At 60.5% G+C, this 17,203-nt stretch carries 15 protein-coding genes and 1 pseudogene; 5 read left to right on the top strand and 11 right to left on the bottom strand.

The annotated features are described in order from the left end of the window. Positions 1 to 99 precede the first annotated feature (99 nt). Entirely contained in the window at positions 100 to 369 is a 270-nt protein-coding gene (locus AACY44_RS18190; protein ID WP_339418391.1) for a PepSY domain-containing protein, read from the top strand. Positions 370 to 389: 20 nt separating this feature from the next. Here AACY44_RS18190 and AACY44_RS18195 read toward each other — a convergent pair whose 3' ends face one another. After that, positions 390 to 5,534, bottom strand: coding sequence for a dermonecrotic toxin domain-containing protein (locus AACY44_RS18195; protein WP_339530785.1), 5,145 nt, complete (start codon positions 5,532 to 5,534; stop codon positions 390 to 392). Between the two features lie 198 nt (positions 5,535 to 5,732). On the opposite strand from AACY44_RS18195, the gene AACY44_RS18200 reads away from it, so the two are divergent. Next, positions 5,733 to 6,770, top strand: coding sequence for an Ldh family oxidoreductase (locus tag AACY44_RS18200; protein WP_339418394.1), 1,038 nt, complete (start codon positions 5,733 to 5,735; stop codon positions 6,768 to 6,770). A 33-nt stretch (positions 6,771 to 6,803) separates the two neighbouring features. Here AACY44_RS18200 and AACY44_RS18205 read toward each other — a convergent pair whose 3' ends face one another. After that, positions 6,804 to 7,124: a DUF883 family protein gene (locus AACY44_RS18205; RefSeq protein WP_339418395.1), complete on the bottom strand. Its 321-nt coding sequence runs from the start codon at positions 7,122 to 7,124 to the stop codon at positions 6,804 to 6,806. A gap of 162 nt (positions 7,125 to 7,286) precedes the next feature. On the opposite strand from AACY44_RS18205, the gene AACY44_RS18210 reads away from it, so the two are divergent. Beyond that, positions 7,287 to 7,541: a hypothetical protein gene (locus AACY44_RS18210; RefSeq protein ID WP_339418397.1), complete on the top strand. Its 255-nt coding sequence runs from the start codon at positions 7,287 to 7,289 to the stop codon at positions 7,539 to 7,541. Here AACY44_RS18210 and AACY44_RS18215 read toward each other — a convergent pair. Continuing rightward, positions 7,513 to 8,427, bottom strand: a complete 915-nt coding sequence (locus tag AACY44_RS18215; protein ID WP_339428019.1) for a LysR family transcriptional regulator — start codon at positions 8,425 to 8,427, stop codon at positions 7,513 to 7,515. The genes AACY44_RS18210 and AACY44_RS18215 overlap by 29 nt on opposite strands. An 81-nt stretch (positions 8,428 to 8,508) precedes the next feature. Here AACY44_RS18215 and AACY44_RS18220 point away from each other — a divergent pair, with 81 nt between their 5' ends. Then, positions 8,509 to 9,435, top strand: coding sequence for a carbon-nitrogen hydrolase family protein (locus AACY44_RS18220; protein ID WP_339530788.1), 927 nt, complete (start codon positions 8,509 to 8,511; stop codon positions 9,433 to 9,435). Here the strand turns inward: AACY44_RS18220 and AACY44_RS18225 are convergent. The 3 genes and pseudogenes from AACY44_RS18225 to AACY44_RS18235 form a co-directional block, all read right to left on the bottom strand. Then, positions 9,431 to 9,535: pseudogene (locus tag AACY44_RS18225) on the bottom strand (GNAT family N-acetyltransferase); the annotation flags it as partial. The gene AACY44_RS18220 and the pseudogene AACY44_RS18225 sit on opposite strands and share 5 nt — an antisense overlap. 24 nt (positions 9,536 to 9,559) lie before the next feature. After that, on the bottom strand, positions 9,560 to 10,021 hold the full coding sequence (locus AACY44_RS18230; protein WP_025857294.1) for an LEA type 2 family protein: 462 nt from the start codon (positions 10,019 to 10,021) through the stop codon (positions 9,560 to 9,562). A 12-nt stretch (positions 10,022 to 10,033) separates the two neighbouring features. Beyond that, positions 10,034 to 11,461 (bottom strand): nucleobase:cation symporter-2 family protein, encoded by a 1,428-nt coding sequence (locus tag AACY44_RS18235; protein WP_339530790.1) that lies wholly within the window; start codon positions 11,459 to 11,461, stop codon positions 10,034 to 10,036. A gap of 224 nt (positions 11,462 to 11,685) precedes the next feature. On the opposite strand from AACY44_RS18235, the gene AACY44_RS18240 reads away from it, so the two are divergent. Beyond that, entirely contained in the window at positions 11,686 to 11,808 is a 123-nt protein-coding gene (locus AACY44_RS18240; protein ID WP_339456580.1) for a hypothetical protein, read from the top strand. Between the two features lie 146 nt (positions 11,809 to 11,954). On the opposite strand, the gene AACY44_RS18245 is transcribed toward AACY44_RS18240, so the two are convergent. The 5 genes from AACY44_RS18245 to AACY44_RS18265 all read right to left on the bottom strand — a co-directional run bounded on the left by AACY44_RS18245 (position 11,955) and on the right by AACY44_RS18265 (position 17,156). Next, positions 11,955 to 12,932: a 2-hydroxyacid dehydrogenase gene (locus tag AACY44_RS18245; protein WP_339436722.1), complete on the bottom strand. Its 978-nt coding sequence runs from the start codon at positions 12,930 to 12,932 to the stop codon at positions 11,955 to 11,957. Then, positions 12,929 to 14,221, bottom strand: a complete 1,293-nt coding sequence (locus AACY44_RS18250; RefSeq protein ID WP_339418404.1) for an MFS transporter — start codon at positions 14,219 to 14,221, stop codon at positions 12,929 to 12,931. The genes AACY44_RS18245 and AACY44_RS18250 overlap by 4 nt, the downstream gene beginning before the upstream one ends. A 45-nt stretch (positions 14,222 to 14,266) precedes the next feature. Continuing rightward, complete coding sequence (locus tag AACY44_RS18255; RefSeq protein WP_339436721.1) at positions 14,267 to 15,208, bottom strand: sugar kinase; 942 nt, start codon at positions 15,206 to 15,208, stop codon at positions 14,267 to 14,269. Continuing rightward, entirely contained in the window at positions 15,201 to 15,983 is a 783-nt protein-coding gene (locus AACY44_RS18260) for a sugar phosphate isomerase/epimerase family protein (RefSeq protein WP_339418406.1), read from the bottom strand. Before AACY44_RS18260 ends, AACY44_RS18255 begins: the two co-directional genes overlap by 8 nt. Before the next feature lie 144 nt (positions 15,984 to 16,127). Further along, positions 16,128 to 17,156 carry a LacI family DNA-binding transcriptional regulator gene (locus AACY44_RS18265; RefSeq protein ID WP_339436720.1) on the bottom strand — a complete coding sequence of 343 codons (1,029 nt, stop codon included), beginning with the start codon at positions 17,154 to 17,156 and terminating at the stop codon, positions 16,128 to 16,130. Positions 17,157 to 17,203 lie beyond the last annotated feature (47 nt).

Raw genomic sequence — 17,203 nt, forward strand, 5'->3', positions numbered from 1 at the left:
GCGAGAACAGCCATCATGGCGATTGCACATCAATTGGAACTTATTCTCGTTTGAAGGCACCTAAGAAATTCAGGACATTTCCCACAATGGAGTACGAAAATGCTGAAGAAAACCTTAGTCGCTCTGTGTGCAACCTCCGCGCTGCTCGGCGCCGGTGCTGCCTTTGCCGATAAGCCGGGCGCGGGCTGGATCCCGATCGAGAAGGCGATTGAAGTTGCCAAGACCAAAGGCGGATACGTCGAGGTGTACGCCGCTGAGGCAGACGACAATGGCTACTGGGAAGTCAAAGGCCGCAAGTCTGACGGTACCGTATATGAAGCCCGCATTGATGGCGCCTCGGGCAACATCCTGCGCGACCAGAAAGACTGATACACCCCTCGGGGGCCTGTTCAGGCCCCCGGAACCAGCTTGCGCCCCAGGTGCGTAATCAAATAGGTCACCGAGTCCGCATTGGCCAGAATGATGTCCATCCTTCGGTCCGCATCGCTCATAAAGATCTGCCGGGCATCGTCCAGCGTCCTGGCGCCGGTGAGATTCAGAATCTTGTCACGCGGTTTGGTCGAGCCCAAACTTCCTACGTCCTCCCATTGAAGTGAAAGGTCGTCCCATGTTTTAAACAGCATGGTGGCAGGAGTCAGCACTGACAGCGCGGTGCGTTGCAGGTTGGACAGCGCGGTATGCTGTCGCAGGCCGTCCGCCGTACCCCGGCTGATCAAGTCGGCAAACGGGCGCATGGAGTCCAGGTAGGCGATATCTTCAGTCTTCGAAACCAGATGGCTTATCTCATGGATCAGGGTTGCTGCCCTTGCATGATCGTCAAGATCGAACGGCGCGTTGAGATGACCCCGATAAGCGTCCATGTGCGTATTGAAAAAGTAGTCGAGCAAGTAGATTTTCTGCTCTGGGTCTGCGGGTATTACAAAAGCATAGGTGTTGGTCGGCGACCAACGGGCCGCGCCCGTGACGAGTCGGATTGAATCTGGCCTGATCAGGCTTTGCTGGGTCAAACCCTTGGTAATCTCGGCGACACGTTTCTGAATTTTCGTGACGTGCGCCGTATTGAAAGTGGGCATGCCGAACATTTCGGTCAAGAAGCGGCCTACGCGCGAATCCGGATCACGTTGCTGGGCAAAGTGCGCGAGATTGCGTTCACACATGACCGCGTAGTAAATCGCGACGTTGAGCGCGCGGTCGATGCAGTAGGCTTTTCCAGGATGGAGTGCACGGATCGCCGGCATTCCCACCGCTTCAATATTCATCGAACTGCGCTCGACTCTATAGGTGACGACCCGTCCTTTGAAACGCGACACTGCGGGACCGAACCGCGGTTCTTGTGCAGAAAAGTCCAACACCCAGCCACCCTGTGCGTTGCGCTCGACAAACGGGCCCAGCACCTGCGCCAGGCGCACCCGCCAGCGTGCGCCGGCTCTTTCGACCGGGTACACCCGCCCGGCCACCGGCACATAATGATTGCCGCTCGGTGTGACATAAACATGCTGCGACGGATCTTGCTCCAACTGCGCCAGCGACACTGTCACGTCTTCAAAGCACTGCATGCGGGTACGCACCGGGTTTGTCACGTCCAGTGTTGCACTGGTCGTCACAGGGGCAGGGATACTGTCCGGCAGATCCGTGGCTGGCGATGAAAGCAACGGCTCCAGTAGCTCATCGAGTTCCTCGCGCAATGAAGCGAGTGTCCCCAATCCCTGGATGAATCTGAGCAAGCCTGCGCCGAAATGCTGTTGCTGCAAGGCCTCGGCCGAAGCCTGGAACAACTTGAAACTGCGCCACACGACCAACGGGAATTGGAGCTTGCCCGCAATAAACTGCGCTGCCATGGGGATGCCCCTGCGTAACAGGCCGGTGACCCCGTCCCACTGATCTTTACTCCCGCGTTCGAATTGGCAGGCGAGCATTTTGATCAACTGCGCCGTGTTGTCATCGAATAGCCGCGGCAGAATATTGCGCCTGATCGGGTGTGAGGCCAGCCTGACCTCCTGTGTGTCCGGGGCGGCCGGTTGCTGGAACAGGTTGCGGTATATCGCCTGGTCGGGATCGCCCAACTGCCGGATGATCCAACCCTGTAAAGGGCCGGGGCGGTTGATCTGAGTGCGCAAGCTTTCTTCGTTGGTGTATTCCGTGAGCACGCGAAAAGGCGCGTATGGCGCGTAGAGCACCCGCGGGCCGGTCGCCGGCGCCTGCGGGCCGATCACGTAGACGCAAGGGACGGTCACCGGCGTCGCGCCCGGGGTAGCGATCAGTTCCAAGGGGTGAATCCTTGCTGCTGCCCCGTTGACCTTATCCCGCGCCTCGGCATCCGGCATGTCGAAAATTTGCTGGATAAAGCACCAGGCCGCAGCACTCAGGCGCTCTTCGAGTTTTTCTTCATGGGCGTGGCGCAGCACCTGCCAGGGTAATTGACGGCAAAACAGGGCGCGACGCTGTCGGGCATCGTCGGTATCGGCGGCGAGGTGGGTGGTGAGCCATTCGCGGTAGGTTTTAGCAATATCCAACTGGCGGACCAACTGCACCACTGCCGTGCCGTCCAGTGCTAGCGGCAGGGTGGTGGTGTCGCGGGCGGTGGGGGTGAGGTTGTCGGCGTTCGGTTCCGGCAGGTGGCGCAGAGCAAAGTCGGTCAGGCTTTGGGCATGCCCGTCGAGCAGTACGCTTGCCGGTATCTGGATGTTTTCCGGGTCCAGGGCGGCGTCGGGGAAGCGCGCCTTGAGCAGGCCCGTCAAGGTGCTGGCAACGTGCTCACGCAAGGTAGGTACGCTGTGCAGGTAGTCCTGATTGTCAGGCGCGCTGAGGCGGTATTGCTCCAACAGTTCGGCGTGCAGCAATTGATCCTCGGCCGAAGCCATACCCAGCCACACTGGCAAGGCCTGCTGCTGAACCATTGCCTGGGCGATGGCACTGGCGCGCTCCAGGTTCGACGGCGCCAGCTGTCGCATTTGCTCATCCAGGCGGTCTTGCAATGGCGTTGGCCCCAGTGGCGTGGCGAGCCAGTAGTCGATGGCGTCGAGGTGGTAATCCAGGTAGCTCTGCTGGCGGTTGTTCAAAAAATGTTCGTCGATGCGTTGCAGGGGCCCGAGGCGATAGACCTGATGGGGCGCGCGAAGGCTCATGGGCAGGTTAAGCAACAGCGGCAAGCGCCGGTCGGGTTGGGTCAGGCGCAGTTCAAGGGATTGGCGCAAGGCGTGCACTGAGGCGAAGGGCTCAAGACCCTGCTGGGGTGTCCAGAGCACGACGTTACCCGAAAGCTCAGGGTCGATACCGCCGCGCTGCGTCAGTGCAAAACAGCTGGCCAGGGGGTGGGCTCTTTTGTCGTCGCCTAGGGTCAGCGTCAAGCTGTAGGCATCCGGCAGAAAACCCTTGAGCCCATGGCGCTTGTCGCGAGTCATGCTGTCGGGCCGCAGGACCGCGTCGAGAATCGCCTGGTGGTCGGGGCTCAATGTCTTGTTGAGCAGCCGCAGTTCGGCCTCGCTGCGCAGTCCCTGCATCAGGGAAGCGTTCATTTCGTTGCGATGACCTTCCAGGAACAGGCGCGGCAGGGTGCGTATGTCGTGCTGTATAAAAGGGCGCATGGCCTGTTCGATGACCGTATTGAAAACACGGCTGTTCAGGTTGTTCCAACGCGTGGCGGTCCCGCTGCGGCGAGCGCTGTAGAGACCGATGCGTGGCGAGTCGCCGACAGGGTCGGCAACCTTTGCCAGACGCTCGACGAGATGATCGACCATGCTTCGTGAAGATTCAGGGACACGGTCCTCCTGTTGCTGCGCTTCAGTGGCGTAGGTGTTGGCGAATACATCCGTGGGGTCCAGGTCCAGTAGGTGTAGGGCCAACGCCGTCTTCAGGGCATGTAAAGCCAAGCTGCGCAGAGTGGGATGCTTCTGGCGTTGCGCCATCAACGCTTCCTGAGCCGCGCGCAGTGCTACCCGCTGTTGTTTAGCGCGCTCCGCCTGAACCGTCGAGGGCCGGCCGTTGCCGCTGGTGGCTGGGTGAAGGCTCCAACGTCCTTCGGCTTCCAGGGCCAGCAGCCGGTGGTCGAGCATGTGGCGCAGGTCCAGGGCGCAATCGAGCAGCGCTGCCAGGTCTGCTGCACCGTCGTTGCGGCGAAAGAGCGCGAGTGCATGGTCCATGTTGCTCAATTGCTTGCTGGCAATGTCCTTGACCATCCCACCGAACACACTTTCGGCCACAGGCAGCCCGCTGACTTGCACCGCATCCATGCCCAGGTACAGGCTGCGCTCGTCCAGGGACAGGAAATTCAGCAACTCGTCCTCATGCCCGGCGGCCTTGAGCATGCTCAGCAGGACGTCCTTCAGGTCGTCAAGGTTCTTGAGCACTTGCAGCCCGCGCGTCTGGGTGTAGAGGTAGGCATGCGTGTCGCTGATCAACAAGGTTGCAGCCAGCTCAACATAATGTTGATAGGGCGCATGAATGTTGACCTTTTCGATCCGCAAGGGCGCATGCCAGGCGCTGCGTGACGCCTTGTCGGGGAGGAACACGGCACGCAGTCGATGGGCTTCCTCGGACGTCAGAATAGCGTTCTGGTGCTTGAGCAGCAGGTCGGCGCGAAATTTGTCACTCATTACCAGGGCAAACAAATCCATGCGCGATTGGTTGCCGCCGATATCTTCATTCCACCACGTCTGCAACAGGCTGCTGAGCAGCGTGGAGAAGACGGCAGCGGTTTGTTCTACCACGTGCTCCCACTGCGCAAGTTCCTGTTTGAGCGCGTTGGCCGTCATGGCGCTTGTATCGTGCTTGGGGTGGGTGAACGCGCGCGTGTGGTTGGCCGGCCACCCCTGTTTCAGGTAGTACTGCAGCAAGGTCTCATTGAGGGTCGCCGAGCCCACCCATCGGGTCACGGCATCACCGCTGTCCTGCGCTGGAACCAGGAAACTATTGACCAACGTCTGTTGCTGATCGAGCTTGGGAAAGTAAGGGCGCGCCATGATGCCCAGCAGTTTGTCGAGCATTGAGGGCAGGGTGGGGAGCTTGCGTAACTCCTCGAGCATGCGTTGCACGTTACGTTTCTGGCTTGCCTCAATCGTTTGTTCCTGGTCCACAAAGACGATGCCCGTAACGGGTGCAGCAGTCAGGGTAAACGTGCCATCGAAGCCACAATCCTGACGCTGATCAATAGACAAAAAACTGACTAAATCAACGCGCAATATATTGTTTGTGAGGCGTTCCCTAATTTCTGCAATTACGGAGGCGCGGTTGTCGAATACCTCGATTCCTCCGTAAGGACTGTATAGCAGCGCCTTTTTTTCGTCAGGGGACGGGCTCATCATAAACACGCCGGCCAGCGGTATTGCAGATTCCCCAAGCCTCTCAATCACCAGTTTTTCAACGGCCATAGGCGACTCGCGGCTCTGGCGCACGGCGTCGGTGGGGGTGTAGATCGTCATCAGCCATTCGAGATCCTTCAGGGTCAAGCCCAGCGCGCGCTCTCTGTCTGAAGGGTATTTGCGAGTGATCGGGCGCAGGAATTCATCGAAAAAATACGCGGGAGTTACGCTTGCCATGGGTTGCTCTCTCAGGACCAGGGGGGTGTCTCGAGCGCCAGATTAGATAGCGATGGTGCCGTTGCAGCGGTAGATAGCTGATGCAAACACAACGGGTCTCGCAAACGCTGATTGACAGCAGGCGCACGCCGCGTTGTTTAATCACAGGCTCGAGTCTCCCGTCTTGTTGCCCCTTCCAATCATAATTCGGAGCTTCAGATGTCTACGCCGTCCAAGGTCGTTGAGAGTTCCAATGTTTCCATTAGCTTCAGTGCGCTGGTGGCTTTGTTGCAACAGGTCTTTGAGCGCCATGGCACCTCGCCTGAGGTGGCTGCGATCCTCGCCCACAATTGCGCCAGCGCTGAACGCGACGGCGCCCACAGCCATGGCATTTTTCGTATTCCCGGTTATCTCAGTACCCTGGCCAGTGGCTGGGTGGATGGCCGTGCGGTGCCGCAGGTTACCGACGTGGCCTCGGGGTTTGTGCGGGTGGACGCCGCCAACGGCTTTGCCCAGCCAGCCCTGGAAGCTGCCCGTGCACTACTGGTGGAAAAAGCCAGGAGTGCCGGGATCGCCTTAATGGCGATCCATAACTCCCATCATTTCGCGGCCTTGTGGCCGGATGTCGAACCGTTCGCCGAGCAGGGGCTGGTGGCGTTGAGCGTGGTCAACAGCATGACCTGCGTGGTGCCCCACGGCGCCGACCGGCCGTTGTTCGGCACCAACCCTATCGCCTTCGCAGCCCCACGCGCCGATGGTTTACCTATCGTATTTGACCTGGCCACCAGCGCTATCGCCCACGGTGACGTACAGATTGCCGCGCGCAAAGGGGAGCGTTTGCCTCCGGGCATGGGTGTTGATGGGCTGGGTCAGCCGACTCAGGACCCCAGGGCGATTCTTGAAGGGGGCGCCCTGTTGCCGTTTGGCGGGCATAAGGGGTCGGCGCTTTCGATGATGGTCGAACTGCTGGCCGCGGCGTTGACCGGCGGCAACTTCTCGTTTGAATTCAACTGGTCCGATCATCCGGGAGCGCGTACGCCTTGGACAGGGCAGTTGTTGATCCTGATCGATCCCAGCAAGACTGCAGGGCAGAGCTTCGCCGAGCGCAGCCAGGAACTGGTGCGACAGATGCATGCGGCAGGGTTGCGGCGTCTGCCGGGAGATCGGCGGCACCGGACGCGGCTCAGGTCCGAGCAGGAAGGGATCGTCTTGGACGCTGAGGAGTTGCAAGGCCTGCGGGCTTTGGCCGCCGGCTGAACAGGCTGCGCCATGGGCGCAGCCTTTAATGCATCAGTTGCGACGACCCAACAGCAGGCCCACCACCAGGCCAAAGCCTGCGGAAATCGCAACGGTCTGCCAAGGGTGGCCACCGATGTAGGTTTCGGTGGCATCCACCACTGGCTTGCTGCGTTCACGCACGTTGGATACCGAGTCCAGCGCTTGCTTGAGCTTGATTGCAACCTGCTCGCGCAGGGTTTCACCTTCCTCGCCAACCAGTGAGGCACTGCTCTTGAGCAGCTTGTCCGATTCTTCGATCAGCGATTGCAGCTCGCTGAAGGCTTGGTCCTTGATTTGCTCTTCGACAGCTTGGGCGGCGGTTTTGCGGGCCATTGTGTGACTCCTTGCGAGTGAATATGACAGTGAACAATGGAGTATTGGGCTGCGGCAAAAGTTGCAGTTTTTTTCCGAAGCGTTGTCCTGCGTAAAATCCGAATCAGGAAGTTTCGACCTACAGTGTAAGATGTCGTCTATTTGCGCAGCAGGAAATTCAACATGAGCTTCAATCTCGCCAACAAGACCCTCGCCGAACGTGCCGAGCTGGAAGATGAAAAGTCGCGCCTCTATGACCTGTGGCAAAGCAACCTGGGCAAGGCCAAGGGCGAGGCCGCGCGGTTGTTCGGCGAGCGCGCCAAGCGCAAAGGCAAGTGGGCAGAATGGGTACGTGCGGAACTTGACGGTATGTCGCCGCCAGAGTTTTCCAGCATGGTGCGCAGTGAGGTTAACAAGTTGATGGCGGCGACCAAGTAAAGCTCGCCACAATCGCTTCACGCACCTTCAGCAACAGTGGATCGAGCTGCGCCTGGGTTCGCCAGCCCAGCTCGATCGGGTAGCGCGGCAGGGCCAGCGGGCACGCCAGTACGCGCAAACCGGTCATGGCGCCGATGACCTCGGCGGCGTGGCCGGGGATGGTTGCAACCGCCTGACTGCCCTTGAGCAAAAACGGCAGCGCGGCGAAGTGGCTGGTAGACGCACACACCTGACGACTGAGCCCCTGCGCCGCCAAGCCCTCGTCGGTGATCCCGATAAACCCGCCTGATGACACCAGCACATGCTCGCGGGTGACGAACTCGTCCAGGCTCATGCTTGGCTGGTCGGCGTCCACCAGGCAGCGATAATCACCTTCCCCCAGCACTTGGCGACTCAGCCTGCTGTGCGCGAAGCCGCCTGCGGTAATCGCCAGGTCCAACGTGCGATCAAGCAGCGCTCCGGCCACGATCTGGCTGTGGGTCTGACGGAAAATCACCCGCAGTCTCGGCGCGCGCCTGGTAATTTCATCCATCAGCCGTCGGCCGTAGGCTATTTCGAAGTCATCGGACAAGCCCAGCACCACGGACCGGCCCTGATACTGCTGATTGTCCGGATTAACCATGGCCAGGCTCTGTCGGCAGCGGTCCAGCGCTTCACTGATCAGTGGCTTCAATTGGTTCGCCCGCAAGGTCGGCGCCAGGCCGCGTCCGGTACGCACGAACAATTGATCGTCATATACCTCGCGCAGGCGCCGCAACCCTGCGCTGATGGCCGATTGTGTGACGCCCAGGCGCAATGCCGCGCGGCTGGCGCTGGACTCATCATGCAGGGCTTCAAAGGTTTTCAGCAGGTTCAGGTCGACCTGGGCGATATTCATTTGGCTCATATCATTCAGCAGTGAAGGGGGCTTTATTCATGATCGAGGCTGGCGGGAGAATGGGCAACCCCTGACTTCGGAGTGATCGTGATGCCTGTATCGACTGTGGCGGCCCTGCAAATTGGCTCCTTGCCGGGTGGCAAGGCTGAAACCCTGGCGCAGATTCTCGCCTATGAAGACGAAATATCGCGCAGCGGCGCGCAATTGGTGGTGATGCCCGAGGCATTGCTGGGTGGCTATCCCAAAGGCGAGGGCTTCGGCACGCAGCTGGGGTATCGCCTGCCCGAGGGGCGGGAAGCCTTTGCCCGATATTTAGCCAATGCCATCAATGTGCCGGGCGCCGAGACCGAAGCGCTGGCCGGCCTGTCGGCGCGTACCGGTGCCAGCCTGGTGCTTGGCGTGATCGAGCGCAGTGGCAGCACGTTGTATTGCACGGTGTTGTACTTCGAACCGGCGGGTGGCTTGGTCGCCAAGCACCGTAAATTGATGCCTACCGGCACCGAACGACTGATCTGGGGCAAGGGCGATGGCTCAACCTTGCCGGTAATCGATACGGCAGTCGGGCGCATCGGCGGCGCAGTGTGCTGGGAAAACATGATGCCGCTGCTGCGCACGGCGATGTACGCCAAGGGTGTGGAGGTGTGGTGCGCACCGACAGTGGACGAGCGTGAGATGTGGCAGGTGAGCATGCGTCATGTGGCTCATGAAGGGCGCTGCTTTGTGGTCAGTGCGTGTCAGGTGCAGGCTTCGCCCGAAGCGCTGGGGGTGGCGGTTGCCAATTGGCCGTCGGATCGCCCGTTGATCGCTGGCGGCAGCGTGATTGTCGGGCCGATGGGCGACATTTTAGCGGGGCCTTTGCTGGGTAAGGCGGGGTTGTTGACGGCGCAAATCGATACGGCTGACTTGGTGCGGGCGCGTTATGACTATGACGTGGTGGGGCATTATGCCCGGCCGGATGTGTTCGAGCTGACGGTGGATGAACGCGAAAAACCCGGCGTGCGCTTTATCACGGACTAAAGTGCCATTCCTCGCCACGGGCCATGGCGGGCAGGGCGATCTGTTCCAGGTAGGCGCGTGCACCATTGGCCGGGTAAGGCCACGGCACCAGGGCGGTCAGTCAGCAATACAGGCTGCATGGCGTTTACCAGGTGACCGTATTCGGCAGGTCCAGCGTGCCACGGTCGACAAAGCGCATCGTACCGAACAAGCCACCCGCCAGTTTGCCCCGCAGCACGTAGGGCAGGTTGTTCAAGCTTTGGGTCTGGCTCAGGCCCAAGGTCTGGCGCAACACGGAAAACGCTGAAACACTCACCGGCACCATCAGTACCGTCTCGGAAAAACGAGGGATAGACCCGCTCTGATCACTCACCCCAGATGCCAACGGCCGGCCATTGACCTCCAGATCCAGGGCCACGCCGTTGTAGTCAATCGCCGTTTCATTGGGGTTTTGCACCCGCAGCTTCACGGCAAAGCGTACTTCCAGATCCTGGCTTTGCAGCGGTTCGATGCCCACCACGTTGATGTTCACCGGGTCGCGATTGGGGAACAGCGCGCACGCGCTCAGGGTCAGCAGCAGTAGCGATAGAACCATGAGCTTGCGCATATAACAGTGCTCCTATTTCGTGACGTCCGGGTCCTGCATCACCTTGAGGGTAGAGGACTCCGGATCAAATTCATTTTCTTCCAGCTCTATGAACTCTTCCGGCAGGAAAATGTTCAGCAGGATTGCACAGAATGCGCCCACGGTGATCGGCGATTCGAAGATATTGTGCAGCGCCTTGGGCAGCTCGCGCAGCACTTCCGGCACGGCGGCAACGCCCAGGCCCATGCCCAGCGAGATCGCCACGATCAACACATTGCGTCGGTGCAACCCGGCTTCGGCAAGGATCTTGATACCCGCCACCGCCACGGTGCCGAACATGATCAGGGTCGCGCCGCCCAATACCGGCTTGGGCATCAATTGCAGCACCGCGCCGATCATCGGGAACAGCCCCAGCAGCACCAGCAGGCCGGCGATAAAGTACGCCACGTAGCGGCTCGCCACGCCCGTGAGCTGGATCACGCCGTTGTTCTGGGCGAAGGTCACCATCGGCAGGCTGTTGAAGGTGGCCGCCATCGCCGAGTTGAGGCCATCGGCCAACAGACCGGACTTGATGCGCTTGATGTACAGCGGGCCCTTGACCGGTTGTTGGGAAATCATCGAATTGGCGGTCAGGTCGCCAGCCGCTTCCAGGGGCGAAATCAGGAAGATCACCGCGACCGGGATAAACGCCACCCAGTCGAACGAGAACCCGTACTTGAAGGGTACCGGCACGCTGATCAACGGCACCTGTGGCAGTGCCGCCAGGTCCACACGGCCCATCAGCCAGGCCACCACGAAGCCCAGGGTCAGGCCGATCACGATGGACCCCAGGCGCAGGAACGGGTTGTTAAAACGGTTGAGCACCACGATGGTCAGCAGTACCAGCGCTGCGAGGCCCATATTGCTGGCGGCGCCGAGGTCGCTGGCGCCAAAGCCGCCGGCCATGTCGGTCACCGCGACTTTGATCAGTGACAACCCCATCAAGGTAATGATGGTGCCGGTGACCACCGGGGTGATCAGCTTGCGCAGCTTGCCGATGAACTGGCTCAGCACCACTTCGATAAATGCCGCGAAAAAGCAGATGCCGAAGATCGTCGAGAGGATCTCATCCGTACCGCCGCCCCGGGCCTTGACCATAAAACCCGCGCTGAGAATCACACTGATAAAGGAAAAACTGGTGCCCTGCAGGCACAATAAACCCGAGCCAATCGGGCCGAATTTGCGTGCCTGCACAAAGGTGCCGAGCCCCGACACAAACAGCGCCATGCTCACCAAGTAGGGCACTTCGCTTTCCAGGCCCAGCACGCCACCGACGATCAACGTGGGCGTAATGATGCCGACAAAGCTGGCCAGCACATGCTGCAACGCGGCAAAAATCGCCGCGGTGAAGTGTGGGCGATCATCCAAGCCGTAGATCAGGTCGGATTTATAGCGCGGGCGGGGGGCTTGAGCGTCAGACAAAATGCGGGCTCGGGTCAGAAAATGGAGGCGCAGGATGCCAGAAACTGACAGTCGTCAGAAGTGTAAAAAAATATTTATAGAGTTACGAAGGTGCGATTACCGGCGTTATTGCCGTTTCGGTCGCTTGCGCATTGCTCACCGTGCGGCTCGCCGCTCACCCGAAGCATCGTCACGCCGCTGCCTTCCGAAGCGTCCGGGCAGTCCAACCAGGCCGCGACCGGTTGATGGATATCGTCGGTGCGATCCAGACCATGGCCCAGGACGTGCAAAATACCGCCGTGATGATCGAAGGCCTGGCAGACTCAGTCTGCAGCGGGTGCCAACCAGACCCGCGCGGCCAGCCATGAGCTGTCGCGCCTAGCGGTGGATTTGAATGGGATGGTGGCCACATTCGTTATCTGATTTGGAATACGGTCAAAACTGTGGGAGCGGCGGTGCGACGATTCGACTTGCTCGCACCGCCGCTTCCACATTGGTTTTTGTGTGCCAGGGGTTACTGCTGCCAGGCAGTGGCATTCACCAGGTTCTTGGGCTTTTCCCCTGCCAGCGCCTGCAACAGATTATCCACCGCACACGTGGCCATCGCCTCCCGTGTCTCATGGGTCGCTGAGCCGATATGCGGCGTGGCCACCACATTGTTCAAGCGCAATAACGGCGAATCGTTATTCAGCGGCTCGTGCTCGAACACATCCAACCCTGCCGCCCGAATCGTGCGCTGTTGCAACGCGTCGATCAGCGCCGCCTCATCCACCACTTTGCCCCGCGAGATATTGATAAAGATCGTCTCCGCGCCCATCAGTGCAAACGCCTCGGCGCCAATCAATTTCTCGGTTTCAGCGGTGAGCGGTAAGGTCAGGCAGACAAAGTCGGCCTGTTGCAGCAAGTCGTTCAAGCTGCGGTACTGCGCGCCGAAGCGTGCGTCCACCGCCGGCTTGGGCGAGTGGCTGTGGTAGATCACCGGCATGCCAAAACCAAAATGCCCACGCTGGGCCAACGCTTCGCCGATGCGGCCCATGCCGATGATGCCCAGGGTCTTGCCATGCACGTCGCTGCCGAAATGCGCCGGGCCAATGTTTTTGTTCCACTGGCCGGCGCGCACCATATCGGCCAGTTCGACCACACGCCGGGCCGTCGCGAGGATCAGTGCAAAACCCGTGTCGGCGGTGGTTTCGGTGAGCACGTCCGGGGTGTTGCTGAGCAGAATGCCGCGCCTCGTCAGGTAATCGATATCGTAGTTGTCGACACCCACCGACACACTGGCGATCGCTTTCAACTGCGGCGCCAGATCGAGCAGTTTTGCATCCAGGCGCAGGCTGGCTCCCAGCAGGCCATGGGCACCGGGCAGGGCGTCACGCAGCTTGGCCAGGCCAGCGTCATCCAGCGCTTCGATCAGCGTGACGTCGGCCTTTTCATGCAGGCGCGCCATCAGCGGCGCGGACAGTTTCTTGTACAACACGACAGACATTTTCATGAGGTCTTTACCTTCAACTCCAGGGTTGGCGCCGGCGAGCGGTCGCTGGCGCCGGGCTTGAGTAAAATCGTCAGCACCACCGCAAACATGAGCGCGCCGCTCATCAGCAGGTACGAGGCGCCGGGTGAACCGGTGCTGCTATTGAGGTAACCCACCAGGTACGAACCACCGAACGAACCGAGGGCGCCCATGCTGTTGATCAGTGCCATGGCGCCCCCGGCGACGTTGGCCGGCAGGATCTCCGGGACGATGGCGAAAAAAGGACCGTAGGGCGCATACATGCAGGCGCCGGCAATCACCAGCAAGGTGTACGACCACCAGAAGTGTTCGGCGCCCAGTACGTAGGATGCGTAGAAAGCGATGGAAGCAATCAGCAGCGGCGGCCACACAAAACGCTTACGTTTTTGCAGTTTGTCCGACCCCCACGAGACTACGAGCATGCCGATCACCGCCGCCAGATACGGCAGCGCCGACAGCCAGCCGGCCTCGACCATGTCCATCTGCAAGCCGGCCTTGAGGATCGACGGCAGCCACAGCACAAAACCGTACACGCCGATGCTCCAGCAGAAAAATTGCAGCGCGAGGATGATCACCTTGGGCGAGCGAAAGGCTTCGGCGTAGTTCTTCACCGCCTTGATGCCAACCTGTTCAGCGGCCAGCGCGGTTTCCAGGTCCTGTTTCTCAGTATCGCTGAGCCACTTGGCATCCTTTGGACGCTCATCGGCCAGCTTCCACCAGATAAACGCCCATAGCACCGCCGGCAGACCCTCGATGATAAACATCCAGCGCCAGCTGAAATGCTGTACCAGGTAACCCGATACCACCGACATCCACAGCATGGTCACCGGGTTGCCCAGGATCAGGAAGGTGTTGGCGCGGGAACGTTCAGCACGCGTGAACCAGTGGCAGAGGTACACCAGCATGGCCGGCATCACCGCCGCTTCCACCACGCCCAGCATGAAACGGATCACGATCAGCATGTAGGCGTTGGACACCACGCCGGTCAGTGTAGCCAGGCCTCCCCACAGAATCAGGCTGACGAAAATCAGTTTTTTAACGCTGCGTTTTTGCGCGTAGATCGCGCCCGGCACCTGGAAGAAAAAGTAGCCGAGGAAAAACAGCGCACCCAGCAACGACGACATGCCCGGGGTGATCATCAGGTCTTCGGCCATGCCGGAGGCGGCGGCGAAGCCATAATTGGCGCGGTCCAGGTACGCCAGGCTGTAGGTGATAAACACGATAGGCATGATGTACCACCAACGGCGGGTGGCGAGTTTCACGGTTTCCATGGAGTTGCTCCTGAGCTTGTTGTAGTTGTGGCAACAGGTGTTGGGTTACGCGACGGGTCGGGTGTGCAACTCTGAACGGGTGGGCAAACCCTCCATATCGCCACGGCTCTGCACGGCGCGGCTGCCGATCCAGTTGCCGCGCCGAACCGCCTCGGGGAAGCTGAGGTTTTCCAGCAGGGCGCTGATCATGCCCACGGCAAAACCGTCACCGGCGCCGACCGTGTCCACGACCTTTTCCACCCGCACGGCGGCGACAAAGCCTTGGTCCATCTGGGTACGGTAGTAGGCGCCGTCCGGGCCGAGCTTGATTGCCACGGCTTCGGCGCCCTGGTCGAGGTAGAACGCGGCGATGTCGGCCGGGTCATCGAAACCGGTGAGCAAGCGGCCTTCACTCAACCCCGGCAGTACCCAGTCAGCAAGACCCGCAAGGGCGTTTATTTCGCGGATCATCGTGTGTTGGTTGGGCCACAGCGAAGGGCGCAGGTTGGGGTCGAACGACACGCTGCGCCCGGCCTTGCGCATTTGTGTCATCAACTCGATGGACAGCTCGCGCGTCGCCTCAGACAACGCCGGCGCAATACCGGTGGTATGCAGATGGCGGGCTTGCAGCAAGGCAGGACTGATGGCCGCGATGGACAGATGGCTGGCCGCTGAACCCTTGCGGAAGTACTCCACCTGCGGATCATCGCCGGCTTCTTCGCGCGACTTGAGCTGAAAACCCGTGGGGTGCAACGTGTCGACCGCCACATGCTGGCAATCGAGGCCTTCTTTCTTCAGGGTGTCGACCACAAAACGCCCGAGGGAATCATTGCCCACACGGCTCAGCCAGGCCACGTTGAAGCCCAGGCGCGACAGGCCAATGGCGACGTTGCTGTCGGCGCCCGCGATGCGTTTATGGAATTGGGCCACGTGTGCCAGGTCGCCGGTTTGCTCGGCGACAAACATCGCCATGGTTTCACCAAACGAGAGGATATCGATCTCAGACATGCGCATTCTCCGCACGAGGTTGGCCCAGCAGGGTGAGGGCGGCGACTTGCTGCGCGGTGATTTCGATCAAGTCATCACCTTTCAGCGGAAATTCCACGGCCCGGGTAATACCTGGAATCATGTGCTTGAGCAGTTGTTCCCACAGATGCAGGTCGGTGGCGCCAGGCGGCAGGGCGACCAACTTGCCATCGGCGCGACGGGCCACAGCCTTGCAGTGCAGATAATCCACATGCCGGCCCAGCAGGCGTGCGGCGGTAAGGGCGGATTGGTCCTGCCATTGCCAGTTGCCGATATCGAAGGTCATTTTCACCAGCAGGCCGAGGCGTTCCACCTCGCTGAAGAAACGCTGCATTGGCTCGATTCGGCCGCCGTGCAGGGTCTGGTCGTTCTCTACCAGCAGCTGGACCGGGTGGCGGGTGAGCAGGGCGTGCAGGCTTTCCAGGTCGTTAGTGTCGGTGAAGTAGCCGAGGGAGACTTTTAGCCAGCGTGAGCCAAAAGCCTGCGCTCGGTCCAGGGTGGCGGGGAGTTCGGCGTTCGGTTGCGCGCGGCCGGCGACCCAGAGTTCCAAGGGCGATGAGAACACTGACTCCAGCCGATGCTGCGCAGCCGCATGGGCCAGTTCGGCGGGCTGTTCGTGGGTTAAAAGCTCTTCACGCCACTCGATGCGCTGGGCGCCTGCGGCCGCCAGTACCTCGACAAAACTCGATTGGCCCTGTTGGCGCACCAGGTCGGCGCCGTAGCTGGAAAGGCTGATAGAGACGGGGTATTTGTGCATTGTTGTTTACCTCTGAAACCGGTTTCATTTTTGTATGCAAATCTTGAAATGAGAGTGGCGTAGCAGCTGTCGAGCCCCGGCGAGGCTGCGTCAGCGGTGTCTCTGATGTACCGCCGACGCAGCCTCGCTCGGGCTCGACAGTTGCTACGGGGTGGTTCCTGGTTGAGGCTGGGTTGAGCCGCGAATGATCAGCTCGGGAACAAAATCCACGGTGCGCGTCGGCTCGGTATCGCCGCGCAGGCGCTTGAGCAAACAGTCGAACGCCGTGGCGCCAATCGCCTCGGTCGGCTGGGCGAGGGCGGTGATGCCAGTGCCCACCAGTGGGTACCAGTCCAGATCATCCAGGGCGATCACGCCAACATCCTCGAACAGGTTGCAGCCCAGGCGCTTGAGCGCACGGGTACAGGTCAACGCGGCGACGCCGTTGGCGCAGAACAACGCTTTGGCGCCGGGTTTGGCCAGAAAGGTTTGCAGATGGGTTTCCAACTCGCTATCGAGCTCCAGCACCGCACCGGTCAACGCCGGACGGCTGGCAATGTGTGCGTTGAAACTCTCCAGGCGCTCCAACCGCGAACTGGTGCCATCGGTGGCTTCGCTCACCAATAGCACATTGCGGTAACCCTGTTGCTCCAGGTGTTCCACCGCCATACGCACCGCCGCCGGGTTGTCCAGCCCGACGAGGTCGCTGTGCAGCGGCTCGACCTTGCGGTCCACCAATACCAGCGGCATTTCCCGTTGCAGTTCCAGCAGTTGGTCGAGGTGATGACCGAGGGTGTTCACGATCAGCCCTTCGATGTTGTACGAACGCAGCGCGGCCAGGTGCTGGCGCTCCTGTTCGTCATCGCGGTCGGTATTGCACACCACCAGGCTGTAGCCGTGCTGGCGGCAAGCGGTTTCGACGCCGTGCATCACGGCAATGGAATAGGGGTTGCGGATATCGGCGACCAGCATGCCGATCAGGCGCGTGCGGCCACGCTTGAGACCACGGGCCATCTGGTTGGGGCGGTAGCCGAGGTGTTCGATGGCTTGCTCGATGCGCAGGGCAATGGCATCGGAGAGCAGGGCGCGGTCGTCGCCGATAAAACGCGACACGCTGGCCTTGGACACACCGGCGCGCTCGGCGACGTCGAGCATGGTAACGCGGCTGCGCTGGGCGGCGGAAAAAGGGGTCACTGTGTCAGGCCTTTCTTATTGGATGAGTGACAGGAGCTGAAACCGGT

The organism is Pseudomonas sp. RA_15y_Pfl1_P11 (genome assembly GCF_963970975.1).
GTDB classification, from domain to species: domain Bacteria; phylum Pseudomonadota; class Gammaproteobacteria; order Pseudomonadales; family Pseudomonadaceae; genus Aquipseudomonas; species Aquipseudomonas tritici.

What these genes read in the sequence shown, in the direction of transcription:
- AACY44_RS18190 (WP_339418391.1), top strand. Translation starts at nt 100, where the DNA reads ATGCTGAAGAAAACCTTAGTCGCTCTGTGTGCAACCTCCGCGCTGCTC.
- AACY44_RS18195 (WP_339530785.1), bottom strand. Translation starts at nt 5,534, where the DNA reads ATGGCAAGCGTAACTCCCGCGTATTTTTTCGATGAATTCCTGCGCCCG.
- AACY44_RS18200 (WP_339418394.1), top strand. Translation starts at nt 5,733, where the DNA reads ATGTCTACGCCGTCCAAGGTCGTTGAGAGTTCCAATGTTTCCATTAGC.
- AACY44_RS18205 (WP_339418395.1), bottom strand. Translation starts at nt 7,124, where the DNA reads ATGGCCCGCAAAACCGCCGCCCAAGCTGTCGAAGAGCAAATCAAGGAC.
- AACY44_RS18210 (WP_339418397.1), top strand. Translation starts at nt 7,287, where the DNA reads ATGAGCTTCAATCTCGCCAACAAGACCCTCGCCGAACGTGCCGAGCTG.
- AACY44_RS18215 (WP_339428019.1), bottom strand. Translation starts at nt 8,427, where the DNA reads ATGAGCCAAATGAATATCGCCCAGGTCGACCTGAACCTGCTGAAAACC.
- AACY44_RS18220 (WP_339530788.1), top strand. Translation starts at nt 8,509, where the DNA reads ATGCCTGTATCGACTGTGGCGGCCCTGCAAATTGGCTCCTTGCCGGGT.
- AACY44_RS18230 (WP_025857294.1), bottom strand. Translation starts at nt 10,021, where the DNA reads ATGCGCAAGCTCATGGTTCTATCGCTACTGCTGCTGACCCTGAGCGCG.
- AACY44_RS18240 (WP_339456580.1), top strand. Translation starts at nt 11,686, where the DNA reads ATGGATATCGTCGGTGCGATCCAGACCATGGCCCAGGACGTGCAAAAT.
- AACY44_RS18245 (WP_339436722.1), bottom strand. Translation starts at nt 12,932, where the DNA reads ATGAAAATGTCTGTCGTGTTGTACAAGAAACTGTCCGCGCCGCTGATG.
- AACY44_RS18250 (WP_339418404.1), bottom strand. Translation starts at nt 14,221, where the DNA reads ATGGAAACCGTGAAACTCGCCACCCGCCGTTGGTGGTACATCATGCCT.
- AACY44_RS18255 (WP_339436721.1), bottom strand. Translation starts at nt 15,208, where the DNA reads ATGTCTGAGATCGATATCCTCTCGTTTGGTGAAACCATGGCGATGTTT.
- AACY44_RS18260 (WP_339418406.1), bottom strand. Translation starts at nt 15,983, where the DNA reads ATGCACAAATACCCCGTCTCTATCAGCCTTTCCAGCTACGGCGCCGAC.